The 24,129-nt window shown below is 42.6% G+C and carries 16 protein-coding genes and 1 pseudogene; 3 read left to right on the forward strand and 14 right to left on the reverse strand.

The window, feature by feature from the left end; genetic code table 11:
• Both IQR33_RS15850 and fabA read left to right on the forward strand, forming a co-directional pair.
• Positions 1 to 364: pseudogene (locus IQR33_RS15850) on the forward strand (Lon protease family protein); the annotation flags it as partial.
• A gap of 70 nt (positions 365 to 434) precedes the next feature.
• Complete coding sequence (fabA, locus tag IQR33_RS15855) at positions 435 to 953, forward strand: bifunctional 3-hydroxydecanoyl-ACP dehydratase/trans-2-decenoyl-ACP isomerase (RefSeq protein WP_193837367.1); 519 nt, start codon at positions 435 to 437, stop codon at positions 951 to 953.
• Between the two features lie 141 nt (positions 954 to 1,094).
• On the opposite strand, the gene rmf is transcribed toward fabA, so the two are convergent.
• The 14 genes from rmf to IQR33_RS15925 all read right to left on the reverse strand — a co-directional run bounded on the left by rmf (position 1,095) and on the right by IQR33_RS15925 (position 22,233).
• Positions 1,095 to 1,268: a ribosome modulation factor gene (gene rmf / locus IQR33_RS15860; protein WP_005377453.1), complete on the reverse strand. Its 174-nt coding sequence runs from the start codon at positions 1,266 to 1,268 to the stop codon at positions 1,095 to 1,097.
• A 181-nt stretch (positions 1,269 to 1,449) separates the two neighbouring features.
• The gene (locus tag IQR33_RS15865) at positions 1,450 to 3,183 is read right to left on the reverse strand and encodes a DUF3466 family protein (RefSeq protein ID WP_193837366.1); all 1,734 of its coding nucleotides are present in this window, start codon (positions 3,181 to 3,183) and stop codon (positions 1,450 to 1,452) included.
• 7 nt (positions 3,184 to 3,190) lie between these two features.
• Positions 3,191 to 5,110 carry an ABC transporter ATP-binding protein gene (locus IQR33_RS15870; protein ID WP_193837365.1) on the reverse strand — a complete coding sequence of 640 codons (1,920 nt, stop codon included), beginning with the start codon at positions 5,108 to 5,110 and terminating at the stop codon, positions 3,191 to 3,193.
• Positions 5,088 to 5,330: a glutaredoxin family protein gene (locus IQR33_RS15875; protein ID WP_017821808.1), complete on the reverse strand. Its 243-nt coding sequence runs from the start codon at positions 5,328 to 5,330 to the stop codon at positions 5,088 to 5,090. The genes IQR33_RS15870 and IQR33_RS15875 overlap by 23 nt, the downstream gene beginning before the upstream one ends.
• Positions 5,331 to 5,351: 21 nt before the next feature.
• A complete protein-coding gene (gene rlmKL / locus IQR33_RS15880) occupies positions 5,352 to 7,472 on the reverse strand; it encodes a bifunctional 23S rRNA (guanine(2069)-N(7))-methyltransferase RlmK/23S rRNA (guanine(2445)-N(2))-methyltransferase RlmL (RefSeq protein WP_193843847.1) in 2,121 nt (706 codons plus the stop codon).
• A gap of 486 nt (positions 7,473 to 7,958) precedes the next feature.
• Entirely contained in the window at positions 7,959 to 8,501 is a 543-nt protein-coding gene (locus IQR33_RS15885; RefSeq protein ID WP_005377444.1) for a cell division protein ZapC, read from the reverse strand.
• A gap of 168 nt (positions 8,502 to 8,669) precedes the next feature.
• Positions 8,670 to 9,680: a quinone-dependent dihydroorotate dehydrogenase gene (pyrD, locus tag IQR33_RS15890; RefSeq protein ID WP_017634281.1), complete on the reverse strand. Its 1,011-nt coding sequence runs from the start codon at positions 9,678 to 9,680 to the stop codon at positions 8,670 to 8,672.
• Between the two features lie 311 nt (positions 9,681 to 9,991).
• The gene (locus tag IQR33_RS15895; RefSeq protein ID WP_193837364.1) at positions 9,992 to 14,833 is read right to left on the reverse strand and encodes an NAD-glutamate dehydrogenase; all 4,842 of its coding nucleotides are present in this window, start codon (positions 14,831 to 14,833) and stop codon (positions 9,992 to 9,994) included.
• 201 nt (positions 14,834 to 15,034) lie between these two features.
• Positions 15,035 to 15,253 (reverse strand): DUF2835 domain-containing protein, encoded by a 219-nt coding sequence (locus IQR33_RS15900; RefSeq protein ID WP_005377440.1) that lies wholly within the window; start codon positions 15,251 to 15,253, stop codon positions 15,035 to 15,037.
• A gap of 65 nt (positions 15,254 to 15,318) precedes the next feature.
• Positions 15,319 to 17,925 (reverse strand): aminopeptidase N, encoded by a 2,607-nt coding sequence (gene pepN / locus IQR33_RS15905; protein ID WP_193837363.1) that lies wholly within the window; start codon positions 17,923 to 17,925, stop codon positions 15,319 to 15,321.
• Between the two features lie 226 nt (positions 17,926 to 18,151).
• Complete coding sequence (locus IQR33_RS15910; RefSeq protein ID WP_053304489.1) at positions 18,152 to 18,817, reverse strand: hypothetical protein; 666 nt, start codon at positions 18,815 to 18,817, stop codon at positions 18,152 to 18,154.
• Between the two features lie 194 nt (positions 18,818 to 19,011).
• The gene (gene prc, locus IQR33_RS15915; RefSeq protein WP_017634279.1) at positions 19,012 to 21,018 is read right to left on the reverse strand and encodes a carboxy terminal-processing peptidase; all 2,007 of its coding nucleotides are present in this window, start codon (positions 21,016 to 21,018) and stop codon (positions 19,012 to 19,014) included.
• A gap of 17 nt (positions 21,019 to 21,035) precedes the next feature.
• Complete coding sequence (proQ, locus tag IQR33_RS15920) at positions 21,036 to 21,662, reverse strand: RNA chaperone ProQ (protein WP_005377435.1); 627 nt, start codon at positions 21,660 to 21,662, stop codon at positions 21,036 to 21,038.
• Positions 21,663 to 21,759: 97 nt separating this feature from the next.
• Entirely contained in the window at positions 21,760 to 22,233 is a 474-nt protein-coding gene (locus IQR33_RS15925) for a GAF domain-containing protein (protein ID WP_005377433.1), read from the reverse strand.
• A gap of 90 nt (positions 22,234 to 22,323) precedes the next feature.
• Here IQR33_RS15925 and IQR33_RS15930 point away from each other — a divergent pair, with 90 nt between their 5' ends.
• On the forward strand, positions 22,324 to 24,120 hold the full coding sequence (locus IQR33_RS15930) for an ABC transporter ATP-binding protein (RefSeq protein ID WP_193837362.1): 1,797 nt from the start codon (positions 22,324 to 22,326) through the stop codon (positions 24,118 to 24,120).
• Positions 24,121 to 24,129 lie beyond the last annotated feature (9 nt).

Below are 24,129 nucleotides of genomic sequence, written 5' to 3' on the forward strand. Positions count from 1 at the left end.
TGTTACAGGAGCTGTTGATCAGTTTGGTCGAGTGCAAGCCGTCGGTGGCTTGAACGAAAAAATTGAAGGCTTTTATCAGGTTTGTAAACATCAAGGTTTTACAGGAAATCAAGGTGTTGTGATGCCAAAATCAAACCTTAAACACCTTGCATTACATAAAGATGTAATAGAAAGCATTAAAAATGGTGATTTCCATATTTGGTCCGTTTCTACCGTAGATGAAGCTATTCCGATTGTAATGAATAAACCTTTTAGAGGTGAAGACGATAGCATTATTGGCAAAATAGCGGAACGTATTGAAAACTTTGAAAGACATGAGCATCCAGAAGGAATTGTGCAGCGCATCAAAAACTGGTTTGTCTAGTACTGATCGGAGTTGTTTAGCGTACACGTGTTCACTAAGATGCAGCTATCAAAAATTGGAGTAATTGATAATGCAAAACAAACGTGATTCTTATAACCGTGACGATCTACTTGCTTCTAGTCAAGGCGAACTGTTTGGGCCTGGTTACCCTCAGCTTCCTGCGCCAAACATGTTAATGATGGATCGTGTTACTAAAATGTCTGAGACTGAAGGCGATTTTGGTAAAGGTTTGATCTTGGCGGAATTGGATATTACTCCAGATTTGTGGTTCTTTGACTGCCACTTCCCTGGCGACCCTGTAATGCCGGGTTGTCTTGGCCTTGATGCGATGTGGCAACTTGTTGGTTTCTTCCTTGGCTGGGTTGGTGGCAAAGGAAAAGGTCGTGCTCTGGGTGTTGGCGAAGTGAAGTTTACAGGTCAGATCTTGCCAACAGCGAAAAAAGTGACGTACGAAATCCACATGAAACGCGTTGTAAACCGTAAACTTGTGATGGGTTTGGCTGACGGTCATGTATGTGTAGACGGCAAAGAAATCTACGTAGCAAAAGATTTGAAAGTTGGCTTGTTCCAAGACACTTCAAGCTTCTAATCACGGTTTTAATTGATTTATTAAGGCTCCTATTTAGGAGCCTTTTTGTTATCGAGTGTTAACCTACTTCCCTATGTACCTATAATGTAGAAAAGGCTCCGTAGAGCCCTTTCGAATCCTTCTTTTTTGTATGTGGAGAGTTTATTTGTAGAGACCAGATTGTCTTTCATCTCTGGCATCACGCCAACCACCTAACCAATACGACCGAGCATCAACTTGTTGATATGGGCAAGCCTCTTGAGACCTTCCATTCAATCCAGCTTTGTAGCCTTGAGATTGAGCTCGTTCTAGGCGATCACGCTTTTGTCTCTTCATAGTTAATTCCTCATACAGGTCCATTTACTAACGTACAGCTGTTATTGTGAAACTTTGATGGAGTTTTTATGACTCCACTTATAAGAATCGATCAAAGTAGGCAATTTCTCAAGGCATAAAAAAAGCAGAGACTCAAATGTGTGAGCCTCTGCTTGATTTAAAAATTACTGACGATTTTTAACTATTTTCTACGGAACCCAAACAATCCAAGCATGGTCAAAGCTAACCAACTAAGGCCTGCACCTTGACGCTCTGTCGTCGTTGAGTCAATGCTTCGAGATACGATGTCGTCCTTAGTTGCGTCAGCAATAGGTACTAGTTTGACTGCTACAATTTGCTCTTCAGAGCTACATGTCGCATTGTTTGCTGTTGTACTATAACCACCTGCACATTTCATAGCAGTACCAGAGATCACACCTGCATCATTGATATCAGTTGCGTCGATAATACGGAACTGATTGTTTTGTTCAGAGTAATCACCGCCGTTAGTCAAACTGTCTAGGAACCAAGCTTTTCCATTGAATAATGTTGCAGCACGTTCACTAGTCTCGCCACCTACGCTATATGGATAGATAAAACCGCGCTTACGACGTGGCTTGCCATCGTCTTCACGAGTCGTTTCCGCATCAAGTTGCCCGACGATTTCATTGTAAGAGTTGATACCGCCCATCTTACCGCCCGCACCGCTAAAGAAAATGCCAGTAGTTGGGTAAAAAGCGCTAATAGAATCCTTACGAACATCATCTACGATAAAGAGACGATTCGGAGCAGAGCCCGTTGGCATTAAGTATCCGCCCGAACGTTTTGCTTCACCAATAGCAACAAAATTAGAGTTAACGTCGGTTAATCGTGAGTTTGTATGAACCGTATCATCACCCTCGCGCTGTCTAGCTCCTACAACAACTTTGTTTTTCCAAGTTGCGTTTTCAACGCTACCTTCGGCTTCTAGAGTTCCGACAAAAACAGTCGCATTCAGGTAGTTATCATCACTGTAAGTGTTGTAACCTACGCCATAGACCGTAGTTCCATCAGTGACAAGGTCACGCATGCTCCCTTGAGCTAACCTTTCTCCATCTTTAGATGTGCCACTAGGCCAAGCCAATTCACTGACGGTTCCGCTTTGATCCCAAATCGCTGCTTTTGATGTGTGGTGAGATCCATTGGTATTGCTTGCTGTTCGAGAAACACTGCCAACAGTAAAATTGCCGTCTGTGCTCCAAGCATGGCTTTGCACAACACTTGCGTCACCATCGCCAGTAAGAATATTTGGCTCTACTGGTGCAACTACGGTATTTCGTGTTTCTAATGTAGAAGTATTTTCTGTGCTAACTTTACTCTGATTACCGACAGCTGCACCACCCTCGGTAAGCTGGTTGATAACATTGTTATATTCATTTTTATAAGCAGCAGAATCTTCTTCTATGAACGCTAACGCATTAGAAGTAAAGTCTTTACTACGTTCTTTATTCCACGGCGTCCAGTTTACTGAAGCCCATGAGTCACAGGTGGAATAGCGAAGCTGGTTGTAACAGTAACGCTCAAAGTCTTTGAGTTCTTGGATGTAATAAAAGCCAGCGTCTAATCCGAATGGGATTTCTTCACGATAGCTGTTCCCATCCACGGCTTGTGTCGCTGAAATCGGCGTAGTGCGAGTTTCCATTGCAAGTTTAAACTGCTCTGGCGTGCAGTTTGCTGCTGCATCAAAGCAGCCTAAAGCGAAAGGTGAACCTGTTGAAGGATCTGTACCTGCATCGCCCTGTTGAATTGCAACCCCGTAAGCCGTTTGGTAGTCACCGTTTGAACCATGATCCTGAGGTGAAACCTCAACAACTTGATACAATGCCGCCTGTGCGTTCATTGTGGTACCAACCATCATTGCAATGGCGGTCAATTTGAATTTATTACTACAATTCATTGAATTCTTAACTATCCTGTTGCATTGCTTCGAGTTCTTCCCATCTCTCGAATGCGATTTCCAACTCCTGCTCTAGTGCAGCAAGCTGTTCCAATACCGGCTGAGTTTGCTCTACAGGTTTAGCAAAGAACTCTGGATCGTTCACTTGCTCCTGAAGGCTCTCGATATCCGACTCTAATTGTTCAAGTTTAGCTGGTAGAGCCTCTAATTCTCTTTGCAGCTTATACGATAACTTCTTCGAATTGTTCTTAGGTTGCGTAGTTTTGGGAGTTTCCTCAACCACTTTCTCTTTCTTCGTTGGTTTTTCAACCTGACTGCGCGAAGCAAGAACTTGGTCACGCTGCTGTTTAGCATCACGATAACCACCAACGAACTCTTCGATTATACCGTTACCCTCAAAAATCCAGCTGGTTGTTACTGTGTTGTCTACGAACTCACGGTCGTGACTCACTAACAATAATGTACCCTGATAATTGGCAAGCATTTCTTCTAAAAGTTCCAACGTTTCGATATCCAAATCGTTAGTTGGTTCATCAAGAATAAGTAAGTTGTTTGGTTTCAACAAGATACGGGCTAGCAATAATCGGTTTTTCTCACCACCGGAAAGTGCCTTAACCGGGGTTCTGGCGCGCTTAGGTGCAAATAAGAAGTCTTGGAGATAACTCAGCGCATGACGCTGACGTCCCCCAACCATTACTTCTTGTTTCCCATCCGCTAAGTTATCGATCACTGTCTTTTCTGGATCCAAAATCTCTCGGTACTGATCAAAGTACGCGACTTCTAATTTTGTTCCGCAGTGTAAACGACCAGACTGCGCTTCCAATTGCCCTAGTAGCAATTTAAGTACCGTACTCTTACCGCAGCCATTTGGTCCGATAAGTGCAATACGGTCACCACGCATGATGTTAAAGCTAAAGTCGTCGACAATTGTCTTGCCTTCGTAAGCAAAAGATACATTTTCTGCTTCAAATACAATCTTACCTGAACGAGAAGCATCATCGATGTTTAGGTTAACTTTACCTTGAACTTCACGACGGTCACGACGCTCTTCACGAAGTTTTTTAAGGGCTCGAACACGGCCTTCATTACGAGTACGACGTGCTTTAATGCCTTGACGAATCCACACTTCTTCCTGAGCTAGTTTCTTATCGAACTCAGCATTTTGCATTTCTTCGACGCGAAGCATTTCTTCTTTGTCATTCAAATACTGTTCGTAATTACCAGGGAAAGAAGCTAATTGACCGCGATCTAAGTCAACGATGCGTGTCGCCATCGACTTGATGAATGCACGGTCGTGAGAAATAAAGATGATCGAGCCTTTGAAGTCTTTTAAGAAGTTCTCTAACCATTCGATCGTTGTCACATCGAGATGGTTTGTTGGCTCATCAAGAAGCAATACATCAGGATCACAAACCAGCGCACGAGCTAAAGCAGCTTTACGTTGCCAGCCACCGGATAGATCGGTCAGTTTGGTTTCTGGGCTTAGTTTTAAAGCGCCAAGTACGTTCTTAACACGGTCATCAAAGCGCCAAGCGTTAGAATGATCAAGTTGCTCTTGAACTTTCGCCAAACGGTTAATGTTCTTCTCACTTGGGTCTTGAGCAACAAGATCGAGAAGATCGTGATAGATCTTCAATTGTTCGCCGATTTCAGCCAAACCGCCAGATACGTATTCGTAAACCGTACCCTCTTGATTGCGCGGTGGATCTTGTTCAAGCCGAGAAACTACTACGTCTTGAGTTATTTGAATCTTGCCATCATCCAACAAAATGTCGCCGGCAAGCACTTTCATTAACGTGGACTTACCTGCTCCGTTACGACCAACTAAACAAACGCGTTCGTTTTCTTGAAGAGCGAACTCCGCTTTGTCTAGCAATGGGTGGTCACCAAATGCAAGTTGTGCGTTATGAATGGTAAGTAATGCCATTATTATCCAACCAATGTGTGAGTTGTTCTAAGTCAAACGGCCAGTTCAACTCAGAATCTTGATATTTTAATACGGGTATTGTGACGCCGTAACGAGAAAATAGTACATCATCGAACGCAATATCAATGATATCTGTTTGCTCGGCCAAACCGACTTGGTCTACTAGAGCAAATGCCATCTCACAAAGATGGCATCCCTCTGTGCTATACAATATCAGCACGTATTAATCCTTTTGTTTATACTACGCGTGCGTTACTAGCCAACAGTTATGAATCTGTTTATTACGCGTAAAATCTAATGGTAACGTTTGAGAAGAAATATTCTGAGCCTTCAAACCCAATTCAGCGAGTGATTCTTCATCCATCTTGAAATGACGTTTGTTATTTGAAAATACGATTGTGCCTTCACTTCTCAGTAAACGTTTGAGGTTCTTCATTAGCTTAATGTGGTCACGTTGTACATCGAATGATGTTTCCATACGCTTAGAGTTAGAGAACGTAGGTGGGTCAATAAAGATCAAGTCGTACTCACCTTTTGCGTTTTCTAGCCATTGCAAACAGTCCGCTTGTTCATATTTATGTTGGCGCCCTACACAGCCATTAAGCTGCATATTGTCTTTCGCCCAGTTCAAGTAGGTGTTTGACATATCGACAGTTGTAGTGGAACGCGCACCACCAACTGCAGCGTGCACTGTTGCACTACCAGTGTAAGCAAACAAGTTAAGGAAATCTTTACCCTGTGCCATTTCGCCAAGACGACGACGAGTGATCTTATGATCCAAGAACAGGCCTGTGTCTAGGTAGTCATGAAGGTTCACGATCAGCTTCACACCGTACTCGTTTACTTCGAGCGTCTCTGATACCTGACCTAATTTTTGGTACTGGCTTCGACCTTTCTGCTTCTCACGAACTTTCAGTACAACTTTGTTCGCTTCGACACCGGTCACCTGAATCGTCGCACGGATAATGTCCGTTAGACGACGCTTGGCTTTTTCTTCAGGGATGTTCTTAGGTGCTGCGTACTCTTGAATCACAATTTGATCGCCGTACACGTCGATCGCTACGTTGTATTCTGGAAGGTCTGCATCGTAGATACGATAGCAGTCTAGTTTCTCTTTACGCGCCCACTTGCCAATCTTGCCAATGTTTTTCTTCAAACGGTTTGAGAAGTCTGGTGCGATTTGAACGTTAGTATCTGCACCTTTCACTTCATCAGCGCTGCGCTCGGCAATGCTGTAGTTCTTTTGGTGACACGGTAACGCACCATTGTTCAATTTAAACTGTTTATCAGCGCGCATACGAAGGCAACTCAAGAGCTCGTCTGAGCTAGAGAAGATAGATGCTTTACATCCGCCAAACTCAGATTTTAGCTGTCCACCGAATGCGGTATAGAGCGCAATCAGCCCCGGCTCAGTTCCTAGACGCTCACCGTAAGGTGGGTTTGAAACGATAACACCGTGTTCAAATCCTGCGGGACGAGTAATAGTTGCAGCATCACCTTGCGCAAACTCAATCAACTCTTCAACACCTGCTCTGCGGGCGTTTTCTTGAGCGACTTTTAATACTTTGGGGTCGTTATCGAATCCAAAAAACTTAGCGTCAACTTTCTTGACACCTCGTCTAGCTTGAACATTAGCCTCTGATTTAATCTCAGCCCAGGTCTCCGGTTCAAAGTCTTCCAAAACTTCGAAGCCCCATTGTTTGCGCTTAACGCCAGGTGCCATGTTGGCTGCCATCATTGCCGCTTCAATAAGCAAAGTACCAGAACCACACATTGGATCGAGTAATGGTTGATGCCCATCCCAGCCACAACGCATGATAATCGCAGAAGCAAGCGTTTCACGTAATGGCGCACGACCCGATTCTGGTCGATAACCACGCTGATGAAGACCACTACCTACCATGTCTACCCCAAGCAACGCTTTATCTTTATGCAAACGAACGTGAATACGAATATCTGGGCGTTCTTTGCTGATATTAGGACGTGGCAAGCCTTTATTCTCAAAGCAATCTACGATGCCATCTTTGACCTTCATAGCCCCGTATTGGCTATTTCTAATCTCACGGTTTGTGCCGTTAAAGTCCACAACAAAGCGTTTAGAGCTATGAAATTGGTTAACCCAGTTAATAGTGGAAGTGGATAGATACAAGTCCATGTCGTTGTTACACGTGAACTCAGATAAAACACGTACAAATCGAGACGCTAAACGGCTCCACAAACAACAGCGATAAACCTGTTCGTTTGTCGCTTTAAATTTTACGCCTGCCTGTACTGGTTTCGCATTTTCAATGCCTAGTTTAGTCAGTTCTTCAACAAGCAAATTTTCCATGCCATTTGAAGTTACCGCGAGATATTGATTCATAGTGTTCTTTCGCTGATAAAAAATGGCTTCAATTATACCTGACTTTACGATCAATGCCTCGTTTTTAAAGGTATTTTCCCACCCGTTAGTTCAAATCATCACCACTCAAATGATCTAAAACTTTCAACATCTTTAGTTTGAATGTTTTTCATTCATGAACGTATTTTGTTTCCTTTAGAAGAAGTGAATACTTATTTACATGCATTTTGGTATATACCAGTCGAGATTGGTTGATGTAAGTTACTTACAAATGCCCTTTATAGGGGAATAAATAGGGTTGTTTTAGGCGCTAGGTTGCCTAATTAAAGGAGTAATCAAATTGAAATAAGTAAAATAAAAGTGACCAGCTTCATGTTTGCATGCATAGAAAACAAACAGTTTCATGGTCTTTCGGATTGGAGTGTCTGAGGAAAGGACAAAAAAAATCGACCCAATAAGGTCGATTAAGGCAAACAAAGGAACGAAATAAAGAAAAATTAAACCGCTTTAACCCACCATTGCCATAGGGGTCATTGCAAAGAGGTGGTTTGCACAAGCCATGCGATCATGCATTACTTTAATCGGCTGCCCAAATTGAAGCGCCTTATTGCCATCAAGAACAAAGGCTTCTTGGTTAACATAAGCACATAAGCTCGATGTTTCGCCTGGTTCTAGAACGATGAACATACCATCAGAATATTGATTTGTGAGAAAGACCATGTCCCCTTCTTGAGGTTCATAATCAGAGGACTGTGCATCGAAGAACCAGCTCTTAGGCTGTACAGGTTTATGAAAACGCTTTGCAGCAACACAATACAGTGTTAATTCAGCTTGGCGATATTCACTGATATCGAGACAGCGAATGCGCTCATTAAACGTTTGAAATGCGCTGGCGTCATCAACGGTAAATTCACTGTTTGAGAAGGCACAGTTAACCAACAATTTTCGGGATAGATTGGTTTGGAAAATCATTTCCTCCCCCAGATCCAGCATTAAGCAAGCTTTTTGCTCGTCAAAATACCAATTCCATTTGTCGCTGGGTTTAAGCATTATTCCGTTCTCTCTTGACTAGTTAAATCAGTGGTAAAGAGGTAAGACGCTTAATTACCTACTCGTGATTTTTAAATTCTACAAACGAACGGATAAAAAAAAAGAGGAAACAAAGTCCTCTTTTTTATGTAACAGGTACTGATTTTTCAGTAGTTTTTGATGTATATGTTAAAGATTCTTAACGATATCACGTACGAGACCTGGGCCGTGGTAAATAAAGCCAGTGTAGACTTGAACAAGTTTAGCGCCTGCCATGATCTTTTCTTTGGCTGCAACATAGGAATCTACACCACCAACACCGATAATTGGAAGTTTGTCTCCAAGCTCTTCATGAAGCTTACGTACGACCTCCGTAGAGCGTGATTGCACAGGGCGACCACTCAAGCCACCTGCCTCATTGGCGTGTTTCATCCCTTCTACGATCGTGCGATCCAAAGTTGTGTTAGTCGCGATCACACCATCTATATTGTTTTTCAATAAAGAATCGCAGATTTGGCAGATTTCATCGTCACTTAAATCTGGCGCTATCTTTAATGCTAACGGGACATACTTGTTGTACTTCTCTGATAACTCCGCTTGTTTCGCTTTTAATTCGGAAAGCAGTTCATCAAGCGCTTCACCATATTGAAGTGAACGAAGACCTGGAGTGTTTGGCGATGAGATGTTTACTGCAATATAGCCAGCATACTCATACACTTTTTCCATACAAATCAGGTAGTCCTCTGCCCCTTTTTCAATTGGCGTATCTTTATTTTTACCGATATTAATTCCGAGAACACAATTGAATTTTGCTCGTTTAACATTCTCGATCAAATTATCAACGCCTAGGTTATTAAAGCCCATGCGGTTGATGATCCCCTCTGCTTCCACTAAACGGAATAAGCGTGGTTTATCATTACCTGGTTGTGGTCGTGGCGTTACAGTGCCGACTTCGACAAAGCCAAAGCCCATGGCATCAAATGCTTCAATACATTCGCCGTTTTTATCTAAACCAGCCGCAAGACCAACAGGGTTACGGAATGTTAGACCCATACACTCAACTGGACGAGTTGGTAACTGTTGGCGGTAAAAGAGATCAAGTGGTGTGCCGTTAAAGCGTTGGAAGTTCTTGATTGCAAGATCATGTGCCTTCTCGGCATCGAGTTGGAAAAAGCCAGTTCTGGCTAGACGGTAAAGCATTGTGCCTCCGAAAGAAAAAAGCCCCGTATAAACGGGACAATATTATTTACCGTTTTTCATCGTAATTCAATGAAAATGAACGTAATAAGTAAAAACCTATATCTTTATAAGATTTTCAAATATAAAACAAACAATTACAATCAAGTTTCTGCGATAAAAATCGTAACTAACCGCTTAAAAGCAATCGATTTCACTCTGTTTTAATTTCAACTCAATGTGACAATGTAACTATTTTCTTTCCAAATGTGAATAATAGATAATAAAAAGCCCCGTTAAATAACGAGGCTTTTACTTATGACTTGATTATTCCACTACTCTTTCGATGAGCAGTTGAGGTTTAAAAGTACTAGCTCTCGAAGTGCTACAGAGAACTTAGCAAATTCGTGTACTGAGCCAACTTTGAACTCGTTTAAGATACTCTCCCAGCGGTGCAACGATTGCTCGTTAGTTTCAATCCAATCTTCTAACGCAGCCATCACGTCAAGCTCTTCGGTTGAGCAGCCACAAGTCAGTACCTGAGCGGTAAGTTGACGTTGTTGCCAGTCCAGATCTTCACGGAATGCCGCTCTTGCAAGTGCTTGCCAGTTGTTATCAACGGCTTGGCTATTAATTTGCTTCAAGAACCAATGCAACGATAAACGGTCACCCAAGTTAAAGTAGAGTTTCGATGCTTGCTCAACCGTTTTACCTGTTTCACTTGCTACTGATGAAATATCCAGTGCAGATTGTAAGCTTGATAAGCGGGCAACTTGGTGAGCGAGTTTCTCTTCAACCCCTTTCTCTATCCAACCTTGAGCCAACTCATTGTGTTCTTCAACTTCAGACTCAACTAACATAGTGTCTAGGGTTTCAGTGATAACATTGACATCTTGCTTGTAGATAGCAATCAACTCACCGACCGTGCATTTGCCGCTACGGTTACGAAGCAACCAGCGTGCAATTCGACGCAGTGCTCGGCGCACGTAAAACATAATTTCGTATTGAGCTTGCGCTGTCGCAACGTTATCAAGTTTGCGAGTTTGCTTGAGGATTTCTTCTAAATCAAAGATTTCTCTAGCCGCACTGTAAGCGTTGGCAATATCGACAACACTTGCACCAGTTTCTTCTTGCAAACGAGTAACGAAGTTACAGCCCATTTCATTAACCATCTGGTTAGCCAATGCTGTAGCGATAATTTCAGCTCGCAGTGGGTGATTAACCATTTGATCTTTATAGTTACGTCGTAACGCACTTGGGAAATATTCAACAAGTTGTTTTGCATGGAATTCATCATTTGCGATTTCATCCGTAACAAGTTGCTGTTTAAGTACCATTTTACCGTAGGCAACTAACACTGATAGCTCAGGGCGAGTCAGACCTAGTCCCTGTTTTTCACGCTCGATTAGCGTTTCATCATCAGGAATGTATTCGAGAGCACGGTCCAAGTACCCTGCTTTCTCCATAGTGTGGATGAATCGAATTTGCTCCTTAACAATGCCAACACCTTGCTGTTCAGTAACAGAGATCGACTCCGACTGACGGTAAGCATCATCCAAGACAATTTCACCCACTTCGTCTTCCATAGACTCTAGAATTTGGTTACGTTGCTTAACCGTAAGATCGCCATTTGAAACCAGTCCATTGAGGAAGATCTTGATGTTGACTTCATTATCCGAACAGTCAACGCCACCTACGTTATCAACGAAGTCCGTGTTCACTCGACCGCCAGTTAGTGCGTATTCGATACGACCAAGCTGAGTCATACCCAAGTTACCACCTTCGCCAACCACTTTGGCTCTTAAGTCACGGCCGTCAATGCGCAGCATGTCGTTAGCACGGTCACCAACATCTGTATGAGTTTCTGTCGATGATTTAACGTAAGTGCCGATACCACCGTTCCAAAGAAGATCGACTTTCATTTTCAAGATCATCTTTATCAGATCGTTAGGCGCTAAAGATGCTTTCTTCGTACCTAACATTTTCTGAATTTCTGGCGTCAACTGGATCGATTTTGATCGACGAGAGAAGATGCCACCACCTTGAGAGATCAAGTCTTTGTTGTAATCTTCCCAGCTTGATCTTGGCAAATTAAACAAGCGGTTACGCTCTTCCCAGCTGCTGGCTGAATCTGGATTTGGATCAATAAAGATGTGCATGTGGTTAAACGCAGCTTGCAATCGAATATGCTTCGATAACAGCATACCGTTACCGAACACGTCACCTGCCATATCACCTACACCGATTGCAGTAAAATCAGTGGTCTGACAGTTGATGCCCATTTCACGGAAGTGACGTTTAACAGATTCCCAACCACCTTTTGCGGTGATTCCCATTGCTTTGTGATCGTAACCGTTTGAACCACCTGAAGCGAATGCGTCACCTAGCCAGAAGTTGTATTCTGCAGAAACAGAGTTTGCCAAATCTGAGAAGGTTGCTGTGCCTTTATCGGCAGCCACTACTAGATATGGGTCATCTTCATCGTGACGAACAACGTTTTGTGGTGGTACCACCTCTCCTTCAATGATGTTATCTGACACATCAAGCAGTGCACGGATAAAGCGTTTGTAACAACGCTGACCTTCCGCAAAAATTTCATCACGACTGGTGAGAGATGGCTGGCGTTTACAAACGAAGCCGCCTTTTGCACCCACTGGTACAATTACAGTGTTCTTAACCTGTTGCGCTTTCACTAAGCCAAGAATCTCCGTACGGAAGTCTTCTTGACGATCTGACCAACGCAAACCACCACGAGCCACTTTTCCACCACGAAGGTGAACACCTTCAATATCTGGTGCGTAAACAAAGATCTCGAATGCAGGTACAGGCTGCGGAATCTCAGGAATATCGCTTGGCTTCATTTTCAAAGATAACCAAGGCTTAGGCTGCTTATTCTCGTCTACTTGGTAGTAGTTGGTACGAAGCGTCGCCATGATCATTTCGATATAACGACGAATAATACGATCATCATCCAAGCTCTCTACACGATCCAACTGCTCTGTTAGCTTTTTAATTAGATCGTTTTGGCCTTTCTCGCTGCCTTTGTGTTTCGGATCAAATCGCTTGGTGAACAGCTTGACTAGACCTGTCGCTAAGTCTGGGTAGTGGCTTAGCGTGTCTTCGATGTACTGCTGACTGAATGGGAAGCCGACTTGGCGCATGTATCGTGCGTAAGCGCGAAGAATGGAAATCTCACGGCCAGATAAAGACGCACCTAATAACAATCGGTTGAAACCATCACTTTCAAGATTACCCGCCCAAATGGCAGCAAATGCTTGTTGGAAACGATCACGAGCTTCACGAAGGTCAACGGTTTTCTCGCTCTTATGCAGCATAGAGAAGTCAAGGATCCAGAAGGTCTGACCGTTGTTTTTCTCGATCTCATATGGCGATTCGCCAATCACACGCAAACCAAGGTTTTCCAACATCGGCATTACGTCAGAAAGGTGAATTGGTTCATCGCGATGATATAACTTTAAGCGGACAGCTTTGGAATCTGCTCCCTCTTCTTGAGGTCGGTAGAACAACATACCAAGTTTATTATCATCACTTAACGCTTCTAAGCGCTCGATATCTGCAACCGCAGAACCTGGCATCATGTCCTCTTTGTATGAGCGAGGGAACGCACTCATATATTCTTTTGAAAGAGGAAGGCCTTTACTTTCACCAAAGTTAGCAATGATGGATTCTTTTAGTCTGTCATCCCAAGAGGTAGAAACTTCCATTAGATTTTGCTCGATCTTTTTCACGTCTACGTCAATGTTGTTATTGTCTACACGAACAATGTAATGTGTTCTCGCTAGTGGGCTTTCTGAGAAGTACGTTGTAAATTCAACCTCTTGCTCGCAACCAAAGTACTGCTTAAGAATGCGTTGAGTTTGACGACGCAATTCTGTGTTGTAACGATCTTTAGTGACATAAACCATGCAACTGAAGAAACGACCAAATGGGTCTTTACGAACAAACAAACGCAGCAAGTCACGATCTTGCATTTGTACAACGCCCATTCCCACCTCAAGCAGCTCTTCTTCATTAGCTTGAAGCAACTCGTCGCGTGGGTAGTTTTCTAAGATATTGTGCAATGCTTTGTATGAGTATGATCCGTGACGGTATCCACTTGCTTCAAGGATACGGTCAACTTTTTCGCGGATCAAAGGAATACTTTGTACCGCTTGGTTGTAAACGGCGGAGGTATATAAACCAGTAAAGCGATGCTCACCTATTACTTTACCGTTTTCATCAAACTTCTTAATACCGATGTAATCAGTATAAGCCGGACGATGGATACGAGATGCTTTGTTACCTTTGGTGATGATCAGAGCGTATGGTTTTTTCGCTTCTAATCGCGCTGAATCTGATAATTCAGAGAGCTTGACGCTACGCACGCGTTTGTCATCAGCAAACAGACCTAGTCCTTTTTCTTTAGCAGGAACAAGTTCGGTATCACCATTGACCTCTTTTAAGTCATAATCTTTATAACCCATAAAGGTAAAGTTATGATCTTCTAGCCAACGAAGAAATGCGATCGTTTCATCCATACGATCAGTTTGGATAGAAACACGATCTTTATTTTTCTCAAGTTCATCAGTAACAAACTTAAGCTTATCAACCATCTGCTTCCAGTCATCAACGACTAAGCGAGTATCAGATAGAATTCTTAACAGCTCTTCTTTAAGCGCTTGCATCTCGTCTTTACTAGTAAGGCGGTCTACCTCTATGTGGAAAAGTGATTGAAGAACACCACCCTCACCGTTTACGTCTGTAACTTGGCTTTTTTTATCACGCTGAATCTGTGTTGGGTTATTCAACATTAGGTGACAAACAAGATCCAAACGTGCTAAAGCCATTTTGACTGAGTCCACTAAGAATGGACTATCTGGAACAACAATTTCTACGATTGTGTGTGTGGATTGCCAGCCTTGACGACTTACGGTCGGGTTAAATACTCGAACCGAAATCTCTTCTGGTTTTTTTTCATTGATATGGTGCCAAAGGCTAACGACAGCACCATAAAGGTCGGATTCGTTTCGCTGAATTAGATCATCATCAGCAATGTTACTGAATAAGTGTTGAGCAAGTTTAGTTACAAGCGTTTGGTGAGAAAGCTCGAGTTTGTCTTGAATCAGTTGGTAAACCTTTTCAAGCAGAACCGGCACTACATTTTCACGCGCGGTCATATTCACACTCCACATTAGAATTGTTGTTTTGTAGGGGGACTTAGTAGCTAGGTTGTTACCTTAGAAACTAAGCATAGGTAATGCATGTGCCCATTGTAAAAGCATAATTACAAATGTTTAACAACTAATCGTAGTGGTAAGAGGTGAAATGTCCGATTCTGTGACTAAGATTCCTATTTAACTCTCTGCAAATACAATACATCACAGAGTTTCTAACTTAAGAAACTTATTATTTTGGTCAGTTGTTAGTCTAAACTGGCCTCTAACGCCCAATTGACTAAGAAATGGTCTAAATCTCGCGGCGGGTAACTGCAAACGCAAACCGTTGTGTGTGACAACTTGAACAACACTTGCCGCACCAGAATAATGAGATAAAAACGTTTGATATGAAATGTTGAGATTGAAGTAGTAATAGTTCATGAAGTGAAAACTAAGTGACATAAACAAATAAGGTGGCCTTAATGACCACCCTATTGTGTTGTTTACTATTCGTCTAGTGCTTTAGTCACTTTTTCGAATAGATCTTTAGCAAGATTATCCATTGCTTTGAGCTTTTCAAGTTCTGCACGAATCATTGCTTGGCGAGCTTCATCGTATTTACGGAACTTAAGCAAAGGATCAATCATTCGAGAAGCTACTTGTGGGTTCGAATCATTTAGTTGGCGAAGAATTTCACCGGCAAACTGGTAACCTACACCGGATTTATCATGGAAACGTACAGGGTTCGCACTTAAGAACGAGCCAATTAAGCTGCGCGTACGGTTCGGATTTTTCAAACTAAATGCTTCGTGGTTCATGGTTGCTTTTACTTTTTCAAGAGCATCCTCTGCAGGATTGCTACCTTGCAGTGCAAACCACTTATCCATAACCAAACCATCGTGCTTCCATTTATCGCTGTAATCAGCCATAAGTGCTTCACGACACTCGAGCTGAGCGTTATTTGCAGCACTCATCGCAGCAATCGTATCTGTCATGTTATTTGCAGATGCGTATTGTGCGTTGACTAAATCATTACCTTTTTCCGTATATGCTAGGTACTGAAGGCAACGGTTACGTAAAGCACGCTTGCCAATTGCAGCATGGTCGATCGTATACTCTGTTTGCTTAAGCGTGTGATAAGTCGCACTTAGCTCATCTTCTAATTCCTTAGAAAGTGACACTGTAATGCTATTTAGCACTTTGTCTACGGCATCGATATCAATTTGCTGGTACCAACCAGTAATCTCATTGATTGAAGGCATAGAGAAAACTTGAGCACAGAAAGCTGGCTCAAGCGTTTCATCCAACAGCACACCGCGGAAAGCATCTATCACACCTTCAGAAAGTGATACTTCTTGTCCCGCTTGAACATTTTTCACATTCTGACGAATGTATTTAGCCAATAGCATTTGGCTAGCGTCCCATCGAGCAAAATCGTTCGTTGCGTGCTTCATCAAGAAGACTAACTCGTCATCGCTGTAATCGTATTCTAATTTGACTGGTGCCGAGAATTCACGCAACAAAGATGGCACTGGCTGTTCTTCGACATTTTCAAATACGAACGTTTGCTTATCTTGTTTAATATCCAGCACGTTATGAACAGATTCACCGTTAATCACCAGTGGGATAACTCGACCTTTCGAATCATACAACTCGATATCGAACGGAATATGCAGCGCTTGTTTTTCTGCTTGGTCTTGCGTCGGCTCCGTAAATTGCTCTACCGTTAGTGCGTAAGTTTTTGCATCAGCGTTGTATTCGCTATTTACGCGTAGCGTTGGTGTACCCGATTGGCTGTACCACAAACGGAACTGTTTTAAATCAACACCGGTGGCATCTTCCATTGCAGAAACAAAGTCTTCACACGTCGCGGCGGTACCATCGTGACGTTCAAAATAAAGTTTCATTCCTTTTTGGAAGCCCTCTTCGCCAAGGAGTGTATGGTACATGCGAATAACTTCGCTGCCCTTTTCATACACCGTTAGCGTGTAGAAGTTATTCATCTCAATGACTTTGTCAGGACGAATCGGGTGAGACATTGGGCTTGCATCTTCCGCAAATTGAGGACCACGAATAATACGTACGTTATCAATACGGTTATCAGCACGAGAGCCTAAGTCAGAAGAGAATTCTTGGTCACGGAATACGGTTAAGCCTTCTTTTAGACTTAGTTGGAACCAGTCACGACAAGTGACACGGTTTCCAGTCCAATTGTGGAAGTACTCATGACCGATCACAGCTTCGATGCCTAAATAATCACGATCTGTCGCAGTTTGATCGTTCGCCAGCACATATTTTGAGTTAAAAATGTTCAAGCCTTTGTTTTCCATTGCACCCATGTTGAAGAAATCAACAGCAACGATCATGTAAATATCCAGATCGTATTCCAGGCCAAAGCGTTCCTCATCCCACTTCATCGAGTTGATCAAAGATGTCATCGCATGGCCTGCACGATCTAGGTTACCTTTATCAACAAAGATTTCTAAATCAACACTGCGACCTGACATCGTTGTATATTTGTCACGCAATACATCAAAGTCGCCTGCAACAAGGGCGAACAAGTAAGCTGGTTTTGGATGCGGATCCTGCCATTGAACCCAATGACGACCGTTCTCTGCATCACCTTCTGCAATTCGGTTACCATTGCTCAGCAAATATGGGTAAGCCGCTTTATCTGCGATCACTTTTGTTGTGTATTTTGCTAGAACATCCGGACGGTCTAGATAGTACGTGATACGGCGGAAGCCCTCAGCCTCACACTGAGTACAAAATGCGCCGCCTGATTTGTACAAACCTTCGAGTGCTGTATTCGCTTCAGGATCAATTTTGGTGACGATTTCAAGTTCAAACTCGGATGGAAGATCGGTCAGTACCAGCGATGACTCCTTCACCTCGTGATGAGCCCAATCCTCACCATTTACTTTTACAGCGCGTAGCTCAAGCCCTTCGCCATCGAGTTCTAGCGTTGTTGTATCGCCTTTTTGAGCAACTTTTGATACCGCCGTAACGATTGTGTCATTGTCATATAGATCAAAAGTAAGATCGATATCAGTAATCGCATGAGATGGCTCTTTATAATCTTTACGATATTTGGCCAGGGGAGCTTGAGACATGAGCATAAATCCTTGTATGTCGAACAACAAAAATACCAGACTGCATGATCAAAAATGCATTTCTGGTATCACTATATAAGCTATTTGTAGGGGTTGTGGTATCAGAATACAAGTCTTTCCATCAAAAAACGGAGCTTTTAGTGCTCTAGCTCCGTTTTTTGATTAACATTTAAACAACATTAATGACTTACCGTACGCACGCGTAATTTGGCGCATGTTAAAGGCATCATGGCGTAACTCTATTGAGTACGGCGTACATATCACCATTGGAATCTTCGATCGTTAGCTCATTCTTGTTGAGCTTATACGTGGTTCCATGCTCGCCATTTTCATACAGCAGAACCAAAAACTCATCTTCTGTGTAAAACACACCTTGTTTGATGGACTCATCCCCTTCTTCGTTCGAAACCCTAAACATGAACACGAAATCAGGTTGAAGTATCAAATCCATCTGATTAATGTTGTTGGCCACAAGACCGTCGCCAGATACGTGAGAGCTAGACCACATACCTGCAAGTGAATTGGATAATCCCTTAGTGAATGTTACACCATTAAGATCAAGCGTATTATGGTTGTTGCGATAGGCATAAATTTGAGGCTCGTCGGTGTTTAAACCAAGAACGATTGTGTCTTCATTTGCGTTATACAGCCCTTCCCAATGGTCAACGGAATAGTCTTTCTTTTGAATATCAATAGAAAAGCTGTAGTCAGAACCTAATGAGAGTTTGATCGCACGAAAGTTTTCAGCCGACTCTTCGGGGTTTGGGTTCATCAAATACCAGTCTCCGATGAGAAACGGCGTGTCAAAGTGACTTAATTCATCTTCTCTGGTGTTTTCTCCACCAAACACACTAAAGCAGCAAAAGCTAAGTAAAATAAAGAACCACTTCATATCGGCATCCTTATCGTTTTCTTTTAGCTTAGCCAGTAGTCCTCACTTTCGCGAAATTTTAGATGTAGATCACGTAAATTATTGGGGGAAAATAAGCGAATATCTTGCTCGATATCGAGACAGCGGAAGACAAAAAGGCATAAAAAAAGAGTGAATCTGAAAGACTCACTCTTTTTATTCTAAATTGCCAGTTATTATGACTGATTTTCCTGCTTAAGTAGATCGACCATAATCGCGACAGACTCATCTAAATAAACATCAGGAGCCTCGTAGTCTTTTGGTATGTCATCCAATGTTTTAAATGCTTTTTTACCCAAAGCAACTTGACGTTCATTTATGCGTTGTAATCGAAGGGCTTCCGCTTTATCCGATTCAGCCTTACGAACTTTTTCGTTCAAAGACAAAGTATTATCGTCTTTTTCTTTACGATATTTCTCGATGTCTTCATTGATAAAGCGGAACTCCATTTCATCAGAAATACGCTTGTTATGAAGAGCAGTAAGTTTTTCAACTAAGGCGTCGTTACTTGGAAACGTTTGATATTGTGCTTTATCAATCTGATCCCAAGGTAAAGCATTGTCTTCAACACTTTCACCTGTTTCAGAAGCCTCAATTGGCGTTGGGTACGAAATATCTGGTGCAACACCACGATTTTGCGTACTTCCACCGTCAATACGATAAAACTTCTGAATCGTGTACTGAACATAACCTAGCTCTTTATCGAAAAGATCGTAAATATGATTCAGTGAACGATGTTGCTGAACTGTACCTTTACCGAAAGAGTTTTCACCTAAGATGATTGCACGATTATAATCTTGCATTGCCGCTGCAAAAATTTCAGATGCTGAAGCACTGTAGCGGTTAATCAACACCGTCAATGGGCCATCATAACTCACTTTTCCATCGGTATCGGCATTCACCTTGATGCGGCCATAGCTGTCACGAACTTGAACTACAGGACCTTCTTTAATGAATAAACCTGTCAATGCCGTTGCTTCTGTTAGCGCACCACCGCCATTGTTGCGTAGATCAACGATTACGCCGTCAACGTTTTTGGTTTTCAACTCAGCTAGTAATTTATCGGTGTCTTTCGATAAGCCGACGTAGAAACTTGGTACTTCTAAAATACCAATCTTCTTACCGTCTTTTTCGATGATTTCTGACTTAACTGCACGATCTTCTAAGCGAACTTTGTCACGAACAATTGTGACAATGTAACTCTTCGCATCGTTACCTTCTGGCAAGATCTGTAGATTAACCTTTGTGCCTTTAGGGCCTTTGATTAACTGAACAACATCATCCAGACGCCAACCGATCACGTCGACAATTTCTTCACCGTCTTGTCCAACACCAGTGATTCGGTCCCCTTCACCAAGTTGCTTACTCTTTGAGGCCGGACCGCCAACAACAAGTGAACGAATTACTGTGTAATCGTCTGTCATTTGCAAAACGGCGCCGATACCTTCTAGAGAAAGGTTCATTTCCGATTGGAATTGCTCGGCATTACGTGGAGAAAGGTAGCTTGTATGAGGGTCAACCTGTCGCGCGAAGGCATTCATATACAACTGAAATGCGTCTTCATTGTTGGTCTGTGTGATGCGCTTCATCGCGTTGTTATAACGCTTCTCTAAAACTTCTTTAATCTCTGGCCACTCTTTGCCAGTCAGTTTCAGATTTAACGCGTCATATTTCACACGCTTGCGCCACAACTCGTTGAGCTCTGCTTCGTCTTTTGGCCATGCGGCCTCAGAGCGGTCTAACTCTATCTCGTCATCGGTATCAAACTTGATCTCTTCATCGAGTAGAGTTAACGCATAAGCAAAACGATCGAAACGCTTCTGCATTGAGAGGTTGTAAACATCAAAAGCAATTTGGTTGTTGCCCGATTTAAGCTGATCATCAAGCTCGACTGACCAATTTTTAAATGAATCGATGTCTGCTTGAGTGAAAATATTTCTATTGTAATCAAGCAACTCTACATAGCGTTCAAAGATCGCTTTAGAGAAATCATCATTGAGGCTGAAGTGCTTATAATGAGAGCGGGTAAATCGCGAGGTGACTCGTTTGCTAGCTGTTTCATGCTGAACTTCAGGAGAAAGAACCGGCAGGTCATCTTTATGTAGTTTGGCTTCAAGAGCCTGAGCTGATGCTGCTAGCCATAAGCTAGCAGCAATCAGGGTCACTTTTGAACGGCAATTCATGCGTAGGAGTATCTCCTTTATGCGCGCAAGTGCTCCGCTTTCACAACCATTTGTAGGCCGTTAGCAAGTTGAACACGTACATCATCCTTATTGATTTCAACAATGGTCGCTGCCATGTTTCCTTTGCCCATGTTCACGTTAACTGCGTTACCTACTGTGATTTCATCAGCATTTAGAGCGCGCGTTTCTACAGGCTTAGTTGGTTTTTGTACTTTTGGTTTATTAGTACGACGAGGCTGTTGAGGCTTTTTAGCCGCAGGTTTCGCTTTCGCCTTACCCTCTTCACGAGCTTTTTGTGCTTGTTCTTTACGACGAGCCTGAACTTTCGCCTTGCTTTCTGCAAGTGTCGCTTTCGCGTGTTCAACGTGCTCTTCTTCTAGCTCACCACAAGGGTTGCCATCTAGGTCTACACGTACTGCACCTGGTTTTACACCGTGTAGGTAACGCCATGATGAAGTGTACTGTCTTAACGCTGCACGAAGCTGTGTTTTGCTTACTTTTTCGTCTTCATTTAGACGTTCCGCAAGATCTTGAAAAATACCAATTTTCAGAGGTTTTGCTTCACCTTCTAAAGTAAAGCACTTAGGGAAACATTCAGCAATATATGCAATAACTTCTTTGCTGTTTTTTAACTTTTCAGTCATGAGGGGTCCTGATTTGAGCGGATTTCCGCGAGCATTAAGAAAAAATATTCTCGTATTATAGTGACATGCCAAGGAAAAACCACACTCGAAGGCTAATTTATGCGTCGTTCGCGTGTGAATTAAGCAGCTTTTCTACTTCAACCATGAAATGAGTGAGACCTTCTTCGTCTGTTTCATTAAATCGGCCAATACTTGGACTATCAATATCAAGTACACCAACCACCTTTCCATTAATAGAAAATGGAATCACAATTTCTGAATTGCTCGCTGCATCGCACGCAATATGCCCCTCAAATTCGTGAACGTCGTATACTCTTTGTATAGTATTAGTTTGTGCAGCAGTACCGCAGACGCCTCGACCCATTGGGATACGAACACAAGCTGGTTTTCCTTGGAACGGACCAAGAACAAGCTCTTCACCTTTTGTTAGGTAAAAGCCTGCCCAGTTAAGATCGTCAAGTTCCATGAAAAGCAATGAGCTCAAGTTTGCTAGGTTCGCAATAAAGTCTGGTTCAGACTCAATTAGAGCAACAGCTTGTTTGGTTAGTCTTTGGTATTGTTCTAAGTTCATATTATTCCTACTTACTATAAAAGCTTCCATTCTCAATGTATGGCGCTAAAATGCAGCCCTACTTTATAATAGGACTTATTCTCAATTACAATGCTTCTGAAAAATGACACTATTAGCCGTTCTTGGTTGATAACACAAGTAAAAAAGCACAAGTCCAAGCTGATCATAGCGAACTTGATAGCGGTGCTTGCAACCTTGATTAGTGTTCCAATTCCCCTCCTCATGCCTTTGATGGTTGATGAGGTCTTATTGGACCAACCTGCAAAAGGCTTAGACGCCATGAATGCCATTCTCCCTGAAGCGTGGCACACTCCGACAGGCTATATTTTCTTCACCCTGTTATTGGTTGTTCTTATGCGAGCTGCGAGCCAAGGATTAAATATCCTTCAAAGCCGACAATTTACGCTTGTTTCAAAAACCATCACGTTTGAGATGCGCAGTAAAATGATCGACAAACTCGGCCGTATCAGCATCCGACAATACGAAACCAAAGGTAGCGGAGGAATCAACGCACACCTTATCACTGACATTGAGACCATTGATAAATTTATTGGTTCTACGTTAGCAAAATTCGTTATCAGTTTTCTGACTGTTATTGGTACTGCTATCGTTCTACTTTGGCTCGATTGGCGACTTGGTCTGTTTATCCTGTTAGTTAACCCTATTGTCATTTACTTCTCACGTAAACTAGGCAGTATGGTTAAACATCTGAAACGGAAGGAAAATCATTCTTTTGAAATTTTCCAAAACCGTTTGGTTGAAACATTAGATGGAATCTACCAACTACGCGCAGCCAATAAAGAGCGAGAATTCCTCCAACAACTCAAAGACAGTGCGAACCAAGTTCGCGTTGATGCAGACAAGTATGCTTGGCAATCTGAAGCGGCTGGTCGCGTTTCTTTTCTTCTCTTTTTGATCGGCTTTGAATTATTCAGAGCTGTCGCAATGTTAATGGTCATGTTCAGTGACCTTACTATTGGCCAAATATTTGCCGTTTTTGGTTACCTATGGTTCATGCTGTCTCCTGTTCAAGAGTTGCTTGGGATTCAGTTTTCTTGGTACAGCGCTAAAGCCGCATTAAAACGCATCAACGACTTATTAGAGTTAGAAGAAGAGCAGAGACCGGTTCCTAAGGTAAATCCTTTCAAAGAAGGTAGAGAAGTTGACGTTAAAGTAGAAAACATTAATTTCTCTTACAATAATGAAAACAAAGTCCTAGATAATCTTTCTTTACATATGCCGGCAGGAAAGAAAGTGGCGTTAGTTGGTGCAAGCGGCGGTGGTAAGTCAACCTTGATACAATTACTTATTGGGGTTTACCGTCAAAACTCCGGTAGCATTCGCTTTAATGATGAATTAACAGAAGATATTGGTTTTGAAGTAATTCGCGACAAAATTGCCGTGGTATTACAGCAACCTATACTATTTAACGACACCTTGAGGCATAATCTAACGCTTGGTGGTAATTTTGACGAAATGTCACTTTGGCGTGCGCTTGAAGTGGCTCAGCTGCAAGATGTTATTTCTCAACTGAACCACGGCTTGGATACTCAAGTTGGTCGTAATGGCATTCGTTTGTCAGGAGGTCAACGACAACGGCTTGCCATTGCTAGAATGGTGCTGAGTAATCCTCAATTTGTTATTTTAGACGAAGCCACGTCTGCGCTAGATACCGCTACTGAAGCGGCTTTACACAAAGCACTGACCGAGTTCTTACGTGGTAGAACAACATTAATCGTTGCGCACCGACTGTCCGCTGTTAAACAAGCCGATTTGATCTACGTGCTTGAAGATGGGAAAGTGACGCAAACAGGTACTCATGGTGAGTTAGTTGAGCAAGAAGGCTTATATCAAACCTTATATGGGGGCATACAGTCCCACGCTTAAATCGTTCAA

Source organism: Vibrio sp. OPT46 (assembly GCF_015163535.1).
GTDB lineage: Bacteria > Pseudomonadota > Gammaproteobacteria > Enterobacterales > Vibrionaceae > Vibrio > Vibrio alginolyticus.